Origin of the sequence: Ferrovibrio xuzhouensis (assembly GCF_042648965.1) — a bacterium.
GTDB lineage: Bacteria > Pseudomonadota > Alphaproteobacteria > Ferrovibrionales > Ferrovibrionaceae > Ferrovibrio > Ferrovibrio xuzhouensis.
In genome coordinates this window covers 332096-351118 of record NZ_JBHRYJ010000004.1, presented here as the reverse complement: position 1 = coordinate 351118, position 19023 = coordinate 332096, and the positions used below count along the sequence as shown (strand labels likewise).

Annotated in this window: 20 protein-coding genes; 13 read left to right on the top strand and 7 right to left on the bottom strand. The window is 65.1% G+C overall.

Going from position 1 to position 19023, the window contains the following annotated elements; all coding sequences use genetic code 11:
- Positions 1 to 3 precede the first annotated feature (3 nt).
- On the bottom strand, positions 4 to 693 hold the full coding sequence (locus tag ACFOOQ_RS18265) for a haloacid dehalogenase type II (protein WP_379729051.1): 690 nt from the start codon (positions 691 to 693) through the stop codon (positions 4 to 6).
- A gap of 36 nt (positions 694 to 729) precedes the next feature.
- Positions 730 to 2943, bottom strand: coding sequence for a lytic transglycosylase domain-containing protein (locus tag ACFOOQ_RS18260; RefSeq protein WP_379729050.1), 2214 nt, complete (start codon positions 2941 to 2943; stop codon positions 730 to 732).
- Between the two features lie 143 nt (positions 2944 to 3086).
- On the opposite strand from ACFOOQ_RS18260, the gene dapA reads away from it, so the two are divergent.
- Genes dapA through ACFOOQ_RS18245 form a run of 3 tightly spaced genes read left to right on the top strand, consistent with a single transcriptional unit; the run spans position 3087 to position 5181 of the window.
- Positions 3087 to 4007 carry a 4-hydroxy-tetrahydrodipicolinate synthase gene (gene dapA, locus ACFOOQ_RS18255; protein WP_379729049.1) on the top strand — a complete coding sequence of 307 codons (921 nt, stop codon included), beginning with the start codon at positions 3087 to 3089 and terminating at the stop codon, positions 4005 to 4007.
- Between the two features lie 6 nt (positions 4008 to 4013).
- Positions 4014 to 4481 carry an SsrA-binding protein SmpB gene (gene smpB / locus ACFOOQ_RS18250; protein ID WP_379729048.1) on the top strand — a complete coding sequence of 156 codons (468 nt, stop codon included), beginning with the start codon at positions 4014 to 4016 and terminating at the stop codon, positions 4479 to 4481.
- A gap of 25 nt (positions 4482 to 4506) precedes the next feature.
- A complete protein-coding gene (locus ACFOOQ_RS18245) occupies positions 4507 to 5181 on the top strand; it encodes a sulfite oxidase-like oxidoreductase (protein ID WP_379729047.1) in 675 nt (224 codons plus the stop codon).
- A 15-nt stretch (positions 5182 to 5196) separates the two neighbouring features.
- Here ACFOOQ_RS18245 and ACFOOQ_RS18240 read toward each other — a convergent pair whose 3' ends face one another.
- The gene (locus tag ACFOOQ_RS18240; protein WP_379729046.1) at positions 5197 to 6738 is read right to left on the bottom strand and encodes a M81 family metallopeptidase; all 1542 of its coding nucleotides are present in this window, start codon (positions 6736 to 6738) and stop codon (positions 5197 to 5199) included.
- A 74-nt stretch (positions 6739 to 6812) separates the two neighbouring features.
- Between ACFOOQ_RS18240 and ACFOOQ_RS18235 the strand changes: the two genes are divergently transcribed.
- On the top strand, positions 6813 to 8399 hold the full coding sequence (locus ACFOOQ_RS18235; protein WP_379729045.1) for an ABC transporter substrate-binding protein: 1587 nt from the start codon (positions 6813 to 6815) through the stop codon (positions 8397 to 8399).
- Between the two features lie 26 nt (positions 8400 to 8425).
- Here the strand turns inward: ACFOOQ_RS18235 and ACFOOQ_RS18230 are convergent, their stop codons facing one another.
- Both ACFOOQ_RS18230 and ACFOOQ_RS18225 read right to left on the bottom strand, forming a co-directional pair.
- Positions 8426 to 9070, bottom strand: a complete 645-nt coding sequence (locus ACFOOQ_RS18230) for a uracil-DNA glycosylase (protein WP_379729044.1) — start codon at positions 9068 to 9070, stop codon at positions 8426 to 8428.
- A 10-nt stretch (positions 9071 to 9080) separates the two neighbouring features.
- A complete protein-coding gene (locus ACFOOQ_RS18225) occupies positions 9081 to 9764 on the bottom strand; it encodes a LabA-like NYN domain-containing protein (protein WP_379729043.1) in 684 nt (227 codons plus the stop codon).
- A gap of 100 nt (positions 9765 to 9864) precedes the next feature.
- Here ACFOOQ_RS18225 and folK point away from each other — a divergent pair, with 100 nt between their 5' ends.
- From folK to era, 9 genes are all read left to right on the top strand, one after another.
- Positions 9865 to 10398, top strand: a complete 534-nt coding sequence (gene folK, locus ACFOOQ_RS18220) for a 2-amino-4-hydroxy-6-hydroxymethyldihydropteridine diphosphokinase (protein ID WP_379729041.1) — start codon at positions 9865 to 9867, stop codon at positions 10396 to 10398.
- Between the two features lie 116 nt (positions 10399 to 10514).
- The gene (gene rpoZ, locus ACFOOQ_RS18215) at positions 10515 to 10919 is read left to right on the top strand and encodes a DNA-directed RNA polymerase subunit omega (protein WP_379729040.1); all 405 of its coding nucleotides are present in this window, start codon (positions 10515 to 10517) and stop codon (positions 10917 to 10919) included.
- Between the two features lie 100 nt (positions 10920 to 11019).
- Complete coding sequence (locus ACFOOQ_RS18210; protein ID WP_379729039.1) at positions 11020 to 13194, top strand: RelA/SpoT family protein; 2175 nt, start codon at positions 11020 to 11022, stop codon at positions 13192 to 13194.
- 29 nt (positions 13195 to 13223) lie between these two features.
- On the top strand, positions 13224 to 13811 hold the full coding sequence (gene pyrE / locus ACFOOQ_RS18205; RefSeq protein WP_379729038.1) for an orotate phosphoribosyltransferase: 588 nt from the start codon (positions 13224 to 13226) through the stop codon (positions 13809 to 13811).
- Positions 13812 to 13831: 20 nt separating this feature from the next.
- Entirely contained in the window at positions 13832 to 14587 is a 756-nt protein-coding gene (locus ACFOOQ_RS18200) for a pyridoxine 5'-phosphate synthase (RefSeq protein WP_379729037.1), read from the top strand.
- A 16-nt stretch (positions 14588 to 14603) separates the two neighbouring features.
- A complete protein-coding gene (gene acpS / locus ACFOOQ_RS18195) occupies positions 14604 to 15020 on the top strand; it encodes a holo-ACP synthase (protein WP_379729036.1) in 417 nt (138 codons plus the stop codon).
- A 108-nt stretch (positions 15021 to 15128) separates the two neighbouring features.
- Positions 15129 to 15890 carry a signal peptidase I gene (lepB, locus tag ACFOOQ_RS18190; RefSeq protein WP_379729035.1) on the top strand — a complete coding sequence of 254 codons (762 nt, stop codon included), beginning with the start codon at positions 15129 to 15131 and terminating at the stop codon, positions 15888 to 15890.
- Between the two features lie 7 nt (positions 15891 to 15897).
- Positions 15898 to 16644, top strand: coding sequence for a ribonuclease III (gene rnc, locus ACFOOQ_RS18185; protein WP_379729034.1), 747 nt, complete (start codon positions 15898 to 15900; stop codon positions 16642 to 16644).
- Positions 16641 to 17567, top strand: a complete 927-nt coding sequence (era, locus tag ACFOOQ_RS18180) for a GTPase Era (protein WP_379729033.1) — start codon at positions 16641 to 16643, stop codon at positions 17565 to 17567. Before rnc ends, era begins: the two co-directional genes overlap by 4 nt.
- A gap of 6 nt (positions 17568 to 17573) precedes the next feature.
- Here era and ACFOOQ_RS18175 read toward each other — a convergent pair whose 3' ends face one another.
- Together ACFOOQ_RS18175 and ACFOOQ_RS18170 are read right to left on the bottom strand one after the other, a co-directional pair.
- Positions 17574 to 18494 carry an AEC family transporter gene (locus tag ACFOOQ_RS18175; protein WP_379729032.1) on the bottom strand — a complete coding sequence of 307 codons (921 nt, stop codon included), beginning with the start codon at positions 18492 to 18494 and terminating at the stop codon, positions 17574 to 17576.
- A gap of 58 nt (positions 18495 to 18552) precedes the next feature.
- Positions 18553 to 18888: a hypothetical protein gene (locus tag ACFOOQ_RS18170; protein WP_379729031.1), complete on the bottom strand. Its 336-nt coding sequence runs from the start codon at positions 18886 to 18888 to the stop codon at positions 18553 to 18555.
- Between the last annotated feature and the right edge of the window lie 135 nt (positions 18889 to 19023).

Here is a 19023-nt window from a genome sequence, read left to right as displayed (position 1 = left end):
GGGTCAGGCCGCGGCGCCGACGACCCTGGGTACCTCGGCGAGATCCTTCAGGATCACGTCGGGCGGGTTGGGCAGGCGTTCCTGCGGCTGGCCGCTGCGGTTGATCCAGATCGAATAGAAGCCGAAGGTCTTGCCGCCGTGGATGTCCCAGCCGTTGCTGCTGTGGAAGGCCACGGCGCTGGCCGGCAGGTCGAGCTTGTCGGTCACCAGCTGGTAGATGCGCATGTCGGGCTTGAAGATGCCGACATCCTCGACCGACAGCACATGATCGAGCAGGCCGTCGAGACCGGCAGTCTTGCAGGCCGCCTCGAGCATCGCCGGCGAGCCATTCGACAGGATGCCGGTGATCAGGCCGGCCCGCTTCAGGCTTTGCAGCATGGCGGGCACTTCGGGGAAACAGGCAAGGTTGAAATAGAGGTCCATCAGGCGCTGGCGCAGGCCGGCATCCCTGACGCCATGGGCTTCCATGGTGAAGTCGAGCGCGTCGCCGGTCAGCTGCCAGAAGTCGGCATGCCGGCCCATCAGGCTGCGCAGCCAGGAATAGTTGAGCTGCTTGTTGCGCCACATCTCGGCCATCGGCTGCCACTTGTCACCAAGTTCTGTGGCCAGGGCGCGGGCTGCGGCATTGACATCGAACAGCGTGCCGTAGGCATCGAAAAAACAGGCTTTGATGCCCGACGGAGCCTTGGTCATGAGCGTTCTCCCTTGATCGTATTCTTTATCCGGCGGTCAGCAGGCCGGTGCGGTACAGGCCTGCTGCTGCGGCGACCAGCCCCGCATGTCGGCATAGAGCCGTTCCATGGTCGGCGGCTGGTTGCTGAGCAGGGCCCGGTACACCTGCACGCCTTCCAGTACGCGCTGGATATAGTTCCGGGTTTCCGAGAAGGGAATAAGCTCGATCCAGTCGATCACGTCGATGTTAGGGCTGCGCGGGTCGCCCCAGTCGCGAATCCAGCTGCGCACGCGGGCCTCGCCGGCATTATAGCCGGCCAGCGCCAGGACATAGTTGTTGTCCCAGTTCTTCAGCAGGCCGCTGAGATAGAAAGCGCCGAGCCGGACATTGTAGCCGGCATCGTCGGTCAGCTTCGCTTGCTGGTACCCCAGCTTGAGCTGCTTGGCGAGATGCTTGGCGGTGCTCGGCATCAGCTGCATCAGACCGCGCGCGCCGGCCGACGACAGGGCGAACTGGTTGAACTCGCTTTCCTGCCGCGACACCGCCAGCAGCAGGGCGGGCTCCGGCGTGTCCACGCGCAGCATCGGCTCGACCAGCGGGTAGCTTTCATGGACGAGAATGATTCCCTCGCGCGCCGACCGCTTGGCCGAGGTGACGGCAAGATCGACGCGGCGCAGGTTGCGCGCCAGCTCTGCGACCAGCTTGTGTTCCTCGGGGCTGGTGGCGGTATGCACCAGCCGCAGGATGAAGGGGCGCAGTTTGTCCTCGCGGTCGAGTTCGACGAGGATATGGGTCGCGCGCACCACTTCGCGCTTCTCGAACTTCGCCGCCTGTGCCGGATCAGGCGTCGTCGGTTCGGGCAGTTTCAGCGTCTGCTTGGTATCGAGTTCGTGCGCCGCAAGCTGGCCGTAAAAAGTTGTGCTGTGCTGTGCGGCCTGGCCATACCAGTAATGCGCCTTGTCGGTGTCGCCGAGCTTGGTCTCGGTCCGGCCGAGCCAGTAGGCGGCGCGGGCCTGGCTGATCGGATAGCGGACATTCTGCTGCAGGGTCGAGAAATGCTTCAGCGCCGTGGCCGGTTCCTGCAGCAGGCGCAGCGCGATCCAGCCGGCCAGCCATTCGGCCTCGGCCATGCTGTTGCCGCTCTTCAGGCCATGACCGGCGGCCAGACGGTAAGCCTCCGAGATGCGCCCCTCGGCCATCGCCTTGCGTGCGCGGTAACGCCGCTCGGCCCACCATTTTTCGGCGCGGCCGAGATCGTCGGGCGCGTTATACAGCAGGCTTTCGACTATATCGTCCTTGCCGTGGCGGCGTTGCCAGCGCAGGCGGTCGTAGGCCAGGCCGCCATCATCCTGCAGGTCCTTGGGCAGCTCGGCGACCAGCTTCTCGGCATTGGCGGCATTCAGCGCCAGTGCGATGCGGACCTCGGCCAGCCGTTGCGTGGCGGGCTTCAGCCGCGGCAGCATGCGGCGGGCGGCCTCGATATTGCCGTCCCACAGCAGGCGGTCAGTGCGGCTGGCATTGTCCTGGGTGGAGAAGCGGCTGCCGAACTCGCTCCAGATCTGCTTTTCATCCCTGAGCGCGAGGTTGCCGTCGACCCAGGCGCGCCGCAGGGCATCGAAGGCTTCGCGTTCCTGGCCTTTGCGGGCCAAAGCCTCGCCCTGGCGCAGCAGGCCGAGGCCGGAGGTCGGCGGATGGGCGGTATACCAGGCAAGCACCTTGTCGTCGCTGACCGAACCATCGAGGCTCTCGTCGGCGCGGCGCAGCAGGGCGTCGCGGGCCGGCCAGTCCGGATTGGCGTCGACAAAGGCGGTGATGGCGTCGAAAGATGCGCCGCTGCCCGAGGTCTGCAGCCACATCCACTGCACCAGCTTGGCGACCAATGGCTCCTTCACCCGGGCCGCCAGATGCCGGGCGACATCGAAATGCCCGGCATCGGCCTCTTTCATGGCCTTCAGGCCGGTCTCGCGGTCGGCAGCCGAGAGCAGCGTGCGGCTGGCCGGCAGGCGGGTCTGTTCGGGCCGGGCCGGTGGCGTACCCTGCCGGGGTTTGGCTTCCGGCAGCGGGACGTCGACCGTGACGGAGACCGGCTCGACACGCGGAGTGTCGTCACCGGCGCGGTATTCCGGCTTCGCCTGGGGCAGGGGCGGTTCGGCACCGGCCGGCAGCGGGGCCAGGGCCGGCAGCGCCAGACCGAGGACAAGGAAAAGCGCCTGCAGCCCCCGGATCGGCGGGCGGCGGCGAATGACAGCGGAAAAGGCGGGTCCCGGCACAACGAATCTTTCGTGTTTCCAAAGACATGATAGCAGGTGCGGCCGCCGGGCAAAAGCGTGGCTTGCCCTTGAAGCAGGCGATAGGCGCAGGTATGTTCGCCGCTTGTCCGTATCGTTTCAGGCGCAAGACAAGGAAAACGCCGATGTTCAAGGGCTCGTTCGTCGCTTTGATCACCCCCTTCAGGAAGGGGAAGGTGGACGAGAAAGCGTTTGGTGATTTCGTCGAGTGGCAGATCGCCCAGGGCACCCATGGCCTGGTGCCGGTCGGTACCACCGGCGAATCGCCGACCCTCAGCCATGATGAGCACAAGCGGGTGGTCGAGATTTGCATCGAGGCCGCCCATGGCCGGGTGCCGGTGATGGCCGGTGCCGGTTCGAACTCGACCGACGAGGCGATCGCATTGACCCGGCATGCCCAGGAGGCCGGCGCCGATGCCGCCCTGATCGTGACGCCGTATTACAACAAGCCGACCCAGGCTGGCCTGTTTGCCCATTACAAGGCGATCCACGACGCGACGAAGATTCCGATCTTCATCTACAATATCCCGCCGCGCTGCGTGATCGACATGTCGGTCGAGACCATGGCCGCCCTGTCCAAGCTGCCGCGCATCCGGGGCGTCAAGGATGCCACCGGCGACCTGGTGCGGCCGCTGAAGCAACGCATTGCCTCGGGCCCGAAGTTCTGCATGCTGGATGGCGACGACGCCTCGGCGATCGCCTTCAACGCCCATGGCGGCACCGGCTGCATTTCGGTCACCGGCAATATCGCGCCGAAGCTCTGCGCCCAGATGCAGGAAGCCAGCCTTGCCGGCGATCATGCCAAGGCGCTGGCGATCCAGGAAAAGCTGATGCCGCTGCACAGTGTGCTGTTCGTCGAGGCCAGTCCCGGCCCGGTGAAGTATGCCGCCGAGCTGCTCGGTATCTGCCAGAGCGACCTGCGCCTGCCGATGGCGCCGCCGAGCAAGGAAACCCAGGCCAAGGTCAAGGCGGCCGTCAAGGCGCTCGGCCTGCAGGGCCCGAAGGCATCGAAGTCGGCCAAGGCCAAGCCGAAAAAGAAGAAGTAGGCACGGATGGCCCAGCAACCGCGCACGGTGGCTGAAAACCGCCGGGCGCGCTACGACTTTCACCTGGACGAGATTTACGATGCCGGGGTGGTTCTGCTTGGCTCTGAGGTCAAGAGCCTGCGGGACGGCCGCGCCAGCATCCAGGATTCCTATGCTGCCGAACAGAACGGTGAAATCTGGCTGATCAACTGCCATATCCCGGAATATCACGGCGCCAACCGTTTCAACCACGAGCCGCGCCGCCAGCGCAAGCTGCTGCTGAAGCGCAAGGAGATCGGTAAACTTGTCGGGAGCCTGAAGCGCGGCGGCGTGACCCTGGTGCCGCTCAGCGTGTATTTTGACGAACGCGGCCGGGCCAAGGTGAAGATCGCACTGGCCCGCGGCAAGAAGCTGCACGACAAGCGCGAGACCGAGAAAAAGCGCGACTGGGATCGCGAGAAACACCGGTTGCTGCGCACCAAGAGCAAGGAATGACCGCGTAACTCTTCCGGAGGCGGCGATGAGCGACGACGACTACAAGCCCGGCCTGATCGGCCAGATCAAGGACAAGCTGATTTCGTCCAAGCAGCAATGGGCCAAAGACGGCCGCCTGCTGACCGGGGAGGCCTCGTCGCGGGAACGCAACCGCCTGCCGCCCGGCCAGCGCCTGGTGCGTGACTGGCCGGTGCTGGACCTCGGCGTGCAGCCGAACATCCTGCTCGACCGCTGGCAGCTGACCGTCGGCGGCCTGGTCGGCAATCCGGTCAAGCTCGACTGGAATGCCTTCCTCGATCTGCCGCAGAGCGACAGCATCTCGGACATCCACTGTGTCACGGCATGGTCGCGCTACGACAACCGCTGGACCGGCGTGCTGGCGTCCGACCTGCTGAAGCTGGTGAAGCCGAAGGCGGAGGCGCGCCATATCGTCTTCCAGTCCTATGACGGTTATGCCACCAACGTGACACTCCAGATGTTCTCGGCGGCCGATGTGCTGCTGGCGCATTCCTGGGACGGCAAGCCGCTGACCCGCGAGCATGGCGGGCCGGTGCGCATCATCATGCCGCAATACTATCTGTGGAAGTCGGCCAAGTGGGTGAAACACATCGCCTTCCTGGACCGCGATGCGCCGGGCTACTGGGAAGTGCGCGGCTACCACAACACCGGCGATCCCTGGAAGGAAGACCGCTACGGTTAGCCCCCGTCCCGAGCCTCAGGCCGGCGACCACTCCAGATCCGGGTCGAGCGGATAGATCGGCCGCAGCAGGTTGCGCCACGGCACATTCTGCGAGACCGGGGTGGTCAGGCCCGGCACGTCGACCTCGACGATGCGGTCGTCGCTGAACAGGTCGTCGAAAGCGGCGCGGAAATGCCCGCGCGACTTCACCACCAGGCTGCGCAGGCCTGAGAGATCGACGCCGAGCGATTCGAAGAACATCGGGTCGAGCGCCTGGTGACGGTTGGTGGTCACCACCACCTGGATGCCGCCCACGGCGATCAGGGCTGCGGGTCCCATGTCGAGGGTGCGGCCGGCCGCCATGCCACGCCGCCCGACGAACACACCATTGCTGAGCGCCATCACTTTTCCCGCAGCGGTGAACGGTCCCGAGAAGGTGGTGGTCTCGCTGCGGTTGAAGCGCGCCTCGAAACTGGCACCGACGCCAAGCTGCTGCGCCTCGACGGCCAGTTCCGGGTCATAAACCGGACCGAGGGCGCAGCCGGTGACGCCGGCCGCGTGGAAGGCCGCCAGGATATATGGCGTATTGCCGCGACCGCCGCCGCCGGGGTTGTCGGCGACATCGGCGAACAGTAGGGCAGGCCTGCCGGCATCTTTGCCACAGGCGAGCGCCATGGCGGTGGCCTCGTCCAGCGCCGTGAGGCTGGTGACAAAGCGGCTGCGCTGCGACCAGGCATAACTGGCGACGTCGCGGGCGACGACGGTTGCTTTTTCCTGTGTCGTGGCGGTGACGATCACCGACATGCCGTTCTTCGGCGTGTCGCCCAGTGTGAAGCCGGAGGAAACCGAGACGTCGATCACACCATCGGCGACCTTCGACTGGCCATAGGCGATGACATCCGCATAAGGTCCGCTCTTGGTATTCTGGCTGGTCGAAGGCGGAATGAACGGCAGCTTGACGAAGGCCGATGCCGGCCGCAGGCCGCCCAGCATGGCACGCAGATGGTGGGCGCAATCGGCACCACGGTCCGGCATGTCGGTATGGGGGTTGCAGCGATAGGCGACCAGCACGTCGGCCGCGGCGACCATGGCCAGGCTGACATTGGCATGCAGGTCGAGCGTGGCAACGATCGGGACGTCCGGCCCGACCACTGCGCGTACTGCGCGAAAGATGGTGGCATCGGGATCGACATCGCCGGTGGCGGTGGCAGCGCCATGCTGCGAGAGGAACACGCCGTCCAGCGGGCCGGCAGCCAGCAATCGTGTCCGCAGGCGTTCGACCACCCAGTCGAAGAAGGCCTGGTCGACCGGACCCGAAGCGCCGACTGCCGCCATAATCAGCGGGATGCGTTCCCAGGTGCCAGTTTTGTCCATGGCTGCCGCAAATCCGGTCAGCGTCGTCGGCGAACGCGGGTTGGCGCTGGCCAGATCTGCCAGCAGGCCATCACCTTCGATCAGTACGTTGGCGGCAAATTCCTCGCGGGTCGATACCGGCGCATGGCCGTTGCTCTCGAGCATGAAGCCGCCGATCGCGATACGCGGTGTCCGGTTGCCAGATTCTGGGGCGGCAGTCATCATTGCATTGACATCCCGACTCTTTGCACGCCTTAAATACTAGACTGACTGGCCACTAAATGAAAAGGACGTGCGGCATGATCCCAGTATCCCGGCGATTGTTCATGGGTGGAACGCTGGCGGCACTTGCTGCGGGCAGTTTTTCGGGGCGGGCCCTGGCCGATGCCGGGCCGGCGCTGCGCATCGGCACCAAGCTCGAGCTGAACACGCTGGATCCGCATTTCTTCAACGGCTTTCCGCAGGCCTCGTCGCATTCGCTGATCTACGACGCGCTGCTGTTGCTCGACGACAAGCTGCGGCCGCAGCCAGCATTGGCCATGGCGTGGAAGAACATCGATGACCTGACCTGGGAATTCGAGCTGCGCAAGAACGTCAAGTTCCATGACGGCACGCCATTCACCGCCGATGACGTGATCGCCACGCTGGCCCGCGTGCCGAAGGTGCCGAACAGCCCCAATCCGTTCACCCAGTTCACCCGCACCATCGTGAAGACGGAAGTGATCGATCCGCATCGCATCCGCTTCCATACCGATGCGCCGAACCCGACCCTGCATATGGACATGGCCCGGGTCTTCATCGTGCAGCAGAAATTCGCCACGGCCAGCACCGAGGACTTCAACTCGGGCAAGGCGGCCGTCGGCACCGGCCCCTACAAGCTGGTCGAATGGGTAAACAGCGACCATCTGGTGGTCGACCGCAATGACGGCTACTGGGGTCCGAAACAGCCCTGGGCACGCGTGACCGAGAAGGTGGTCAAAAGCGATGCCGGGCGTATCGCCGCGCTGCTCGCCGGCGATGTCGATGCCATCGACGAGATTCCGGCCATCGACCTGCCGCGCGTCCGCGACGACAAACGCTTTCATGTCGCTACCGGCCCGGCGGCGACCATCCATTACCTGGCCATGGATGCCGTGCGCGAAAAGAGTCCCTTCATATCGGCCAGGGACGGCCAGTCGCCGCTGAAGGGCAATCCGCTGAGCGATCGCCGGGTGCGCAAGGCGCTGTCGCTGGCGATCAACCGCAAGCTGATCGTCGACCGGCTGCTGGACGGTCTGGCCACGCCGGCCTCGCAGTTCCTGCCGGCGATGTTCGACGGCACCAGCACCAAGCTGAAGGTCGATCCCTACGACATGAAGAAGGCCAAGGCCCTGCTGACCGAGGCGGGGTACGGCAACGGCTTCAAGATCACCCTGCATTCCACCGCCGACCGCTATCCCAAGGACAAGGATATCGCCCAGGCGATCGGCCAGAGCTGGACGCGACTGGGGATCGAGGTCGAAGTTCAGGCGATGCCGGGCACGGTGTTCTTCGCCCAGGCCTCCAAGCAGGAATATTCGGCCTTCCTCGCCCAGTATGGCACCGAGGAGGCGCTGATCGGTCCGCGCGTCCTGGTGCATACCACCGGCGGGATTTACGGCACGGCCAACCGCACGCGGTTTTCCGATGCCGGCCTGGACGCCAGGATCGAAAAGGCGCAGACCGAGATGGACCCGGTCAAGCGCAAGAAATACGTGCAGGAAGCCATCGAGGCCTCGATGGAGGAACAGGCGATCATTCCGATCCTGCATCCGAGCTGGCTGATGGGCAGCAAGACCGGCGTCACCATCACGCCGCGGCCGGACCGCCGGTTCAATGCCCTGATGATGAAGCCGGCAAAGGCCTGACCGGACGTACCGGCGCCGCAGCCGGCCTAAGCGGCGGCTGCGGCGATCCGGTCGAACACCGCGTGGAACATCGCCTCGGTCAGCCGGCCGGTGTTGGTGTTGTAGCGCGAGCAGTGATAGCTGGAGAACAGCTTCACGCCGCCCGGCAGGACATGGGCAGCATTGTGGCCGAACGGCATGCTGGCGCGTCTCACCTTCAGGGCGTCCAGCACGGCGATATGGGCGATCTGGCCCAGCACCAGGATGGCTTTCAGGCGGGGCAGGGCGGCGATCTCGTGCTCGAGGAAATGCCGCATGCAGGTTTTGGTTTCGGCCGGGGTCGGCTTGTTTTCCGGCGGCACGCATTTGACCGCATTGGTGATGCGACATCCCACCAGCTGCAGGCCGTCGTTCGGATCGGCCTTGAACTCGCCCCGGGCAAAGCCGTAGCGGATCAGCGTGCTGTAGAGCAGGTCGCCGGCATAATCGCCGGTAAACGGCCGGCCGGTGCGGTTGGCACCCTTCAGGCCCGGCGCGAGGCCGACGATCAGCAGCGCGGGATCGGGATCTCCCCAGGGCGGCACCGGGGCGTTGAAGAAAGTCGGATAGGCGGCGCGATTGGCCGCGCGGAAGGCGGCGAGACGGTCGCAGAAACCGCAATCGCGGTCCGGCAGGGCCACGGCAGAAGGCATTGCAGCAGGCTCAGCGCAGATGCTTGCGCGGATCGGCGGTGTCGATCTCGTCGTCGAAATCGTCCATGGCGCTGGCCGGGCTCGGCGCATGGGCGCCCTGATGGCCGCCCTGGCCACTGCGCAGGGTGGCCTGCAGGCCGGCGGAGCGCGAGGCCTCGCGGGCGGCCTGGTCGCGGGCGATCTTCGGCATCAGGTCCTGCAACTCGACGAAGGTATCGGCCTGGCGGCGCAGCTCGTCAGCCACCATCGGCGGCTGGGTCTTGGTCGAGCTGACCACGCTGACACGCACGCCCTTGCGCTGCACGGCCTCGACCAGGCGGCGGAAGTCGCCGTCACCGGAGAACAGCACCACATGGTCGATATGCGGCGCCATTTCCATCACGTCGATGGCAAGCTCGATATCCATGTTGCCCTTCACCTTCCGGCGGCCCATAGCATCGGTGTATTCCTTGGCCGGCTTGGTCACCATGGTGAAGCCGTTATAGTCGAGCCAGTCGATCAGCGGCCGCAGCGGCGAATATTCCTGATCCTCGACCAGGGCCGTGTAGTAGAAGGCGCGCACCAGATGCGCCTCCTTGCGGAAGGCATCGAGCAGGCGGCGGTAGTCGATTTCGAAGCCGAGGCTGCGGGCGGCGGAGTAAAGATTGGCGCCGTCGATAAACAGGCCGACACGCTCCTGAGTATAGAACTTCATGGCAAAACCCTTACGGTTATGACTGATATTACTGGACGCTGAATGACGCACATTCAATCCCTACACTCATAGACCGCACGGCGAACAAGGCAAGTCTTTAATGGTCACGCAGCCATCCGGCGTCTACGTCGCACTGGGCGCGAATCTGTCCAGCGAAAGCCATGGTGCGCCGCGCGAGGCGCTGGAGGTGGCAATCGATGTACTCGCGGGCGCAGGGGTTCCTGCGCTGCGCCGCTCGTCATGGTGGCGTTCGGCGCCGCAGCCGGCGGCCGACCAGCCCGATTTCATCAATGGTGTGATCGAGGTTGCGGCCACGCTCGATCCCGGCGTCCTGCTTGAACTGTTGCACCGGATAGAGGCGAATTTCGGGCGGGTCCGGCAGCAGCGCTGGGAGGCCCGGGTGCTTGATCTCGATCTGATCGATTACCAGGGCCGCGTTCAGCCCGGCCGGGGTGAGAGTGGGACGGATGCGGCCGGGGCGGGGCCGGTGCTGCCGCATCCCCGGGTCGCCGAAAGGCTGTTCGTGCTGCTGCCGCTGCAGGAAATCGCTCCCGGCTGGCGGCATCCGGTATCGGGGGTGGAAATCGCCACCCTGATCCGTGCAGCAGAACCATTAAATATCAACAGGTTGTGAGTTTTTCCTGTCAATCCGGCCCGGTATCTGCTCTGGTCGGGCTTGTCAGGCGGTCGAAACGCCCGTAAATAGGCGCGCTTAAGCCAATTCCGCCGCATTTTTGCCGAGGGTAAACCATGGCCCGCGTAACCGTCGAAGACTGCATCACCAAGGTTCCGAACCGTTTCGAACTGGTTCTGCTGGCCGCCCAGCGCGCCCGGGCCATCTCGTCGGGCGCCTCGCTGACGGTGGACCGCGACAACGACAAGAACCCGGTCGTCGCCCTGCGCGAAATCGCCGACGAGACCGTGGATACCGAAGGCCTGCGCCAGCGGATGATCGGCGGCATGCAGAAGCATGTTGAGGTCGACGAGCCGGAAGAGGACAACATGGCTGCCCTGATGCAGTCCGGCGAATGGGCCGGCGTGCCGCAGGACAACGATGACCTGGCCGAGGGCATGTCGATCGAAGAGTCCGACGGCGACGACGAAGCGGAAGCGGAAGTGGCCGACGAGGCCGATTCGGCCGCCGAAGAAGAGTAATTCTCCGCTCTGTGACTGCGGCGGGCTTGTCCCCGCCGTTTTTTCGCCCAAAATAAGCCTTGTGGAACAACCGTTTGCCGGAGGAGCAGAACGGGCCGGTATGATGCGTCCCCGAATCATGCGGCAGGTCGAGCTGGTTGAGAAGGTTCTCGCATACGATCCAGATGCGGATGAGGACCTGCTGAACCGTGCCTATGTGTTCTCCATGAAGGCCCATGGCACCCAGAAGCGGGCCTCGGGCGATCCGTATTTCTCCCATCCCGTGGAAGTCGCCGGCATCCTCGCCGGCATGAAGCTCGACAGCACCGCCATCGCCACCGGCCTGCTGCACGACACCCTCGAAGACACCGTCGCCACCTCGACCGAGATCGAGAAGAACTTCGGCAAGGATGTGCTGCGGCTGGTTGACGGCGTCACCAAGCTATCGCGCATCGAGCTGCAGTCGGATCGCACCCGACAGGCGGAAAATTTCCGCAAGCTGCTGCTGGCGATGTCGAACGACATCCGCGTGCTGCTGGTCAAGCTGGCCGACCGTCTGCACAACATGCGGACGCTGCATTTCATCGGCACGCCGGACAAGCGCAAGCGGATCGCCAAGGAGACCATGGAAATCTATGTCCCCCTGGCCGACCGCATCGGCATGCAGGACCTGAAAGAGGAACTGGAAGACCTCGCCTTCGCCGAACTCAACGGCGATGCCCGCGCCTCGATCATTTCCCGCCTCGAGCAGCTGCGCAACGAGGGCGGCAAGCTGGTCGACCGTATCGCCGACCGGCTGAAACGGACCTTTGCCGAGCAGGGCGTTGAGGCCTGGGTATCGGGCCGCGAGAAGCGTCCGTTTTCGATCTGGGAGAAGATGCAGCGCAAGAACATCGCGTTCGAGCAGCTCTCCGACATCATGGCCTTCCGTGTCGTCGTCAAGGACCTGGCGTCCTGCTATCACGCGCTTGGCGTGGTGCATCAGACCTGGCCGTCGGTGCCGGGCCGGTTTAAGGATTACATCTCGACACCGAAGCAGAATGGCTATCGCAGCCTGCACACCACGGTGATCGGCCCCGAGAACAAGCGCATCGAAATCCAGATCCGGACCCAGGAGATGCACGACATTTCCGAACTCGGCGTCGCCGCGCACTGGCAGTACAAGCATAACGGCAAGGAAGCCCCGGAAGCCGAGGCGCGGCAGTATCGCTGGCTGCGCGAGCTGCTGGAAATCCTGGAACAGGCCTCCGACCCCGAGGAATTCCTTGAGCATACCAAGCTCAACATGTTCCAGGACCAGGTCTTCTGCTTCTCGCCGAAGGGCGACCTGATCGCCCTGCCGCGCGACGCCACCGTGGTCGACTTCGCCTATGCGGTGCATTCGGATATCGGCGATACGGCGGTCGGGGCCAAGGTGAACGGCCGCGTCGTGCCGCTGCGCACCACCCTGCGCAACGGCGACCAGGTCGAGATCCTGCGCTCCAAGGTGCCGGCGCCCAATCCGACCTGGCTGAACTTCGTCAAATCCGGCCGCGCCAAGTCCTGCATCAACCGGTTCATCCGCCAGCAGCAGCGCGGCCAGTATTCCGAGCTGGGCAAGGCCATCCTGGTGAAGGCCTTCCGCGAGCATGACGCCGCGGTATCGGAAAAGGCACTGGACCCGGCAGTCAAGGTGCTGAAGCTGCGCAACGCCGAAGACGTCTACGTCGGCGTCGGCGACGGCAACATCACCGCCCGCCAGGTCCTCAATATCGTGTTCCCGGGCAACCGCGAGAGCGAGGCCGACAAGGCACCGCCGCTGCCGCGCCTGCACAAGCCGTCATCCGGCAAGGCCGGCAGCGGCATCCCGATCCGCGGCCTGATCCCCGGCATGGCGATGCATTTCGCCGGCTGCTGCCATCCGCTGCCCGGCGACCGCATCGTCGGTATCGTCACCACCGGCAAGGGCGTGACCATCCACACCATCGACTGCGATGCGCTGGAACAGTTCGCCGAACAACCGGAACGCTGGCTCGATCTGGCCTGGGATTCGCCGTCCGAGGCCGAGAAATCGCAGGGCCATGTCGGCCGCATCAGCCTTGTCATCAACAACGAACCCGGCGCACTCAGCGCGCTGACCACGATCATCGCCAAGCACAAGGGCAACATCACCAACCTGAAGATTACCAACCGCACCACGGACTTTTTCGAGATGTTCGTCGATATCGAGGTGCGGGACGTGAAACACCTGACCAACATTATTGCAGCCCTGCGGGCGACGGCGAGCATCAGTTCAGTCGAGCGCGCCAAGGGCTGAGACGCTGACGGGAAAGAGAAACGACACCGATGAACCGAGACGACGTATTGCAGCATTACCGCGACAGCGGCGCCCTGCTGGAGGGCCATTTCCTGCTGACCTCCGGGTTGCACAGCCCGGTCTACATGCAGTCGGCGAAGGTGCTGATGCACCCGCAGCGCGCCGAAGCGCTATGCAAGGCGCTGGCTGCCAAGATCACCGCCGCGCTCGGCCCCAACCCGGTCGATATCGTCTGCTCGCCGGCCATGGGCGGCGTGGTGGTCGGCTACGAGCTGGCCCGCCAGCTTGGCGTGCCGGCCATCTTCACCGAGCGGGTCGACGGCAAGTTCGTCCTGCGACGCGGTTTCGAGATCGCGCCCGGCGCCCGGGTGCTGATGGCGGAGGATGTCGTCACCACCGGCAAGTCGAGCGTGGAATGCATCGAGTGCATCGCCGCGCATGGTGGCAGGACGGTGGCGGCGTCGTGCATCGTCGACCGCTCGGATGGCGCCGTCGATCTCGGCGTGCCGTTGTTTGCGCTCTGCGGCTTCAAGGTACCGGCCTATCGGACCGACGAGCTGCCGCCCGAGATGCAGAAGCTGCCGGCGGTGAAGCCGGGCTCCCGCGGTCTCGCCTGACAGCGCAGGGAGCCTCCGCCATGACTGCCACCCGTCCGCTCCGCCTCGGCGTCAACATCGACCATGTCGCCACCATCCGTAACGCGCGCGGCGGCGGTCATCCCGATCCCGTCCGTGCCGCCAAACTGGCGGCGGCGGCCGGTGCCGATGGCATCACCGCCCATCTGCGCGAGGATCGCCGCCACATCTCGGATGGCGATATCGACCGGCTGATGGCCGCCATCGAACTGCCACTCAATCTGGAAATGGCGGCGACCGCAGAAATGCTGGCCATCGCGCTGCGTCACAAGCCCCATGCCGCCTGCATCGTGCCGGAACGCCGCGAGGAGCGCACCACCGAGGGCGGCCTCGATGCCGCCGGCCAGCAGAGCCACCTGCAACCGATCGTCCGCGCGCTGTCGGCGGCCGGCATCCGCGTCTCGCTGTTCATCGAGCCGTCGATCCGGCAGCTCGATGCCGCCCGGGCGCTGGGCGCACCGGTGGTCGAACTGCATACCGGCCGCTACTGCGAGACCGAAGGTGCCGAGCGGGTGGTGGAGCTGGAGCGTATCCGCACGGCGGCCGCCCATGCCGAGACGATCGGGCTGGAATGCCATGCCGGCCACGGCCTGACCTATGACAGTGTCGGTCCGGTGGCGGCGATTCCGACCATTGTCGAACTCAACATCGGCCACTTCCTGATCGGCGAGGCGATCTTCGGCGGTCTCGACGGCACCATCCGGCGCATGCGCGCCCTGATGGACGAGGCGCGCGGCCTGCGCGCCCGGTCGGCCTGAGCACGATTGCCGGCAGATGATCATCGGCATCGGCTCGGACCTGATCGACATCCGCCGCATCGAGCAGACGGTCTCGCGGTTCGGCGACCGCTTCCTCGACCGCATCTTCACCCCGGTGGAGAAGGCACGGTCGGATCGCCGGGCCATGACCCGGATCGAGTCTTACGCCAAGCGCTTTGCCGCCAAGGAGGCCTGCGCCAAGGCGCTGGGCACCGGCCTGCGCAAGGGCGTGTTCTGGCGCGACATGGGGGTGGTGAACCTGCCCGGCGGCAAGCCGACCATGGCGCTGACCGGCGGGGCGCTGGCCCGGCTGCAGATCCTGCTGCCGCCCGGCTGCGAGGCCCAGATCGACCTGTCGATTACCGACGAACCACCGATGGCCCAGGCCATTGTGATCATCACCGCCATACCCCGCCCGGGTGCGACCGCGTAGCCTGCCGGCGGAGCTTGACTTTGCCGGTCTGTTCCCGGCTTGATGCAGCCCCGGCCGGGGGTGCGTAAATCGTCTAAGGGATTGATTTATATGAAACAGGAGCAAGTCGTGGGGAAGCCGAAAGCGAAGGCCGGCAGCGATCTGTGGGACAGCATCCGCACGCTGGTTTATGCCATCCTGATCGCCGTGGGCATCCGCACCTTCGCCTACGAACCGTTTCATATTCCATCCGCCTCGATGTATCCGACCCTGCTGATCGGTGACTATGTCTTCGTGGCCAAATTCTCCTATGGCTACAGCAAGTATTCCCTGCTGTTCAGCCCGCCGCTGTTCAGCGGCCGCATTCTCGGCTCCGAGCCCAAGCGCGGCGATGTCGTGGTGTTCCGCTTCCCGCAGGATCCCTCGATCGACTACATCAAGCGGCTGATCGGTCTGCCGGGCGATAAGGTGCAGATGAAGGACGGCGCGCTCTATATCAATGGCGAGCCGGTGAAGCGGCACCGCATTGAGGATTTCGAGCAGCGCGACCATTACGGCAATGTCATCAGCCGTACCAAGCAGTGGGAGGAGACCCTGCCGAACGGCGTCACCTACCATACGCTCGACCTCTATGATTTCAGCCGCGAGGACAATACCGGCATCTTCACCGTGCCACCGGGGCATTACTTCATGATGGGCGACAACCGAGACAATTCGCAGGACAGCCGCGTGCCGGTCGAGGCCGGCGGCGTCGGCTTCGTGCCGGCCGAGAACCTGGTCGGCCGCGCCGATGTGCGGTGGATCTCCATCGAGCCGGATGCCTCGCTGCTGAAGCCCTGGACCTGGTTCGGCGCCCTGCGCTGGAACCGCATGTTCACCGCGATCCACTGAGGACGGCTTGTCCGCCGATAGCCGCAAAGCCCCGATCGAAGACCTGCAGAGAACCCTCGGGCACCGGTTTGCCGAGCCGCGGCTGCTGGAAGAGGCACTCGTTCATCCGTCGGCCAATCCGCGGCGCAGCCGGGCCAAATCGGCCCGCCAGAAGGACGGTGAACCGACGCCGGCGCGCGATTACAACAGGCTGGAGTTCATCGGCGATCGCGTGCTCGGTCTCGTGGTGGCGACCCTGCTGGCCGAACGCTACCCGCAGGCCGCCGCCGGCGACCTCGCGCTGCGCTACAACGCGCTGGTCAAGCAGGAAAGTCTGGCGCGCTTTGCCCAGAGCCTCGGGCTCGGCGATTTCATCCAGCTGTCACGGTCCGAACGCGATTCCGGCGGTGCCGGCAAACCGGCGATTCTGGCCGATGCCTGCGAGGCCGTGGTGGCGGCGCTGTATCTCGACGGCGGCCTGAAGGTTGCCGAACGCTTCGTGCGCCGCTACATGGAGCCGCTGCTGGGCGATTTCGCCGCCGGCGCCGAGAAAGATCCGAAGACCGCCCTGCAGGAATGGGCGGCCGCCCGCGGCATGGCGACACCGCGCTACGATGTGGTGAGCCAGGAAGGCCCGCCCCACGAACCCCATTTCACCGTGGCCGTCCGTCTCGGCAATGGTGACCCCGAAACCGGCAAGGGCGGCTCCAAGCGCGCGGCCGAACAGGAAGCGGCCGGGCATCTGCTCGCGCGGCTCGACAAAGCGAAGGCATGACCGATACCGAACAGACCACTCCGGCGACGCAGCATTGCGGCTACGTCGCCCTTGTCGGCGCACCCAATGCCGGAAAATCGACCCTGCTGAACCGGCTGGTCGGCGCCAAGGTGTCGATCGTCTCGAAGAAAGTGCAGACCACGCGCGCCCGCATCACGGCGATTGCCGTCGAAGGCGACGTGCAGATCGTCTTCCTCGATACGCCCGGCATCTTCGTGCCGAAGCGCAGGCTCGATCGCGCCATGGTGACGGCGGCCTGGAGCGGCATCGACGACGCCGATGCCGTGCTGCTGCTGATCGATGCCGGCAAGGGTTATGACGATGAAAGCCGTGCCATCGTCGAGGCGCTGAAGGCGCGCAAGCGCAAGGTGCTGCTGGCGCTGAACAAGATCGACACGGTGGCGCGCGAGAAGCTGCTTGGCCTGGCCAAGATGCTCAACGACGACTATCCCTTCGAGCAGACCTTCATGATCTCGGCCGAGAAGGGTCACGGCGTCGACGATGTCCGCACCGCGCTGGCGAAACGGATGCCGGCCGGCCCGTGGCTCTATCCGGAAGACCAGCTGGCCGACGTGCCGATGCGCTTCCTGGCCGCCGAGATCACCCGCGAGCAGGTCTATCGCAGCCTGCATGACGAACTGCCCTATGCGATCACCGTCGAGACCGAGAACTGGACCGACCAGAAGAAGGGCGGCGCGGCACGGATCGAGCAGGTGATCTATGTCGAGCGCGACAGCCAGAAGAAGATCGTGCTGGGGCAGGGCGGCCAGATGATCAAGCGCATCGGCGCCAAGGCGCGCGAGGAAATGCAGGTGCAGTTCGACCGCCCGGTCCACCTGTTCCTGTTCGTCAAGGTGCGCGAGGACTGGGGCGACGACCCCGAGCGCTACGAGGCCATGGGCCTCGATTTCCCGAAGAAATAAGCCGCGCTATATCCCGACCAGCAGGAAGACTGCCGGCACGGTGATGAAGGCGAGCAGGGTGCAGACGGTGACGATGGCGGCGGCCAGCGGCGCGTCGCCGCCCATCTGGCGGGCGAGGATATAGCTCGAACTCGCGGTGGGCATGGTGCCCCAGAGGATCAGGATCTTGGTCTCGAGCGGACCGAGACTCCACAGCCGGCTCAGCCCGAACAGCAGCGCCGGATAGACCAGCAGCTTGAGCACACAGGCAAAGCCGATCGCCCGTCCGCCGCTGCGGGCCGCATGCCACTGCAGGCCGGCGCCGACGGTCAGCAGACCCATCGGGGCGGCCATGCTGCCCAGCATCTTCAGCACCGGCTCGATCCCGGCCGGAATCGTGATGCCGCAGAAATTGAGGGCGATACCGAGCAGGCAGGCAATGATCAGCGGGTTCTTGGCAAGGAACAGTAGTTGCGCCTTCAGCGTGGTGCCCTGGCCGTGGTCGCCGTAACGCGCCAGCGTCAGGACGCACATCACGTTCAGCGTCGGGATGGCGAGGGCAATGGCCACGGCGAACAGCGTCACCCCGGTGCCGCCTTCCAGCGCCGTTACTGCGCCCAGGCCGACGAAGGTATTGAAGCGCACCGCGCCCTGGAACACCGACGTAAAGGCCGGGCCGTCGACATTCATCAGAGGCCGCAGCGCATAGACCAGCGCCGCCTGCACGATCAGGGCGATCAGCAGGGCGCCCAGCATGCCAGTCGGATCGAGGTTGCCCAGATGCGCATGGGCCAGGTTGTCGACCAGCAGGGCCGGGAAGAAGATGAAATAGGTCATCTTGTCGGCCAGCGGCCAGAAGGCATCGCCGGGGAAATTGCCACGCTTGAGGCCGGTGCCGATGGCGATCAGCAGGAAGATCGGGATGATGGCCAGAATGATCGAAAACATGGAGGGGGACTCGGGGCGGGACGATTTTCCCGCACTCTAGCCCATGACGGCCGGATTGCTAGCCGGCCAGCAGGATCAGCAGTTCCAGCGCCCGGTTGGCGAGACTGAAGACCAGATACAGCGCAAAGGCGCGCAGGGCGGCATCCTGCCAGCTCAGCGGCCGGGCCACCGTGCGCGGCAGGATCGCCGGCTGCACCGGCCCGACCTCGACGGTGATCGGCGGCGGCAGGGCAGGAAGAGCGGAGGCCGGCTCCGGCCGGTCCTGCACCCAGTATTCGGCGATGCGGGTGCGGCGCGGGCCGTAGATGCGGCGCCAGCGGAAGGCCTCGGCTTCGGCATTGTCGGGATCGGCATGGAAAGCGCGCGGAATCCAGCTGTCCGCCAGCCGCGTCATGACCACATAGCGTGGGACAACTATTTCAGCCTGTAATCCCATGTCTGAAGATTACATCCGCAGCGTTAACGATTCTTAAACAGCCGTTAATTTCCATCCTGCCGCAAAAAAGCCCGAAAAGATCAATATATACTT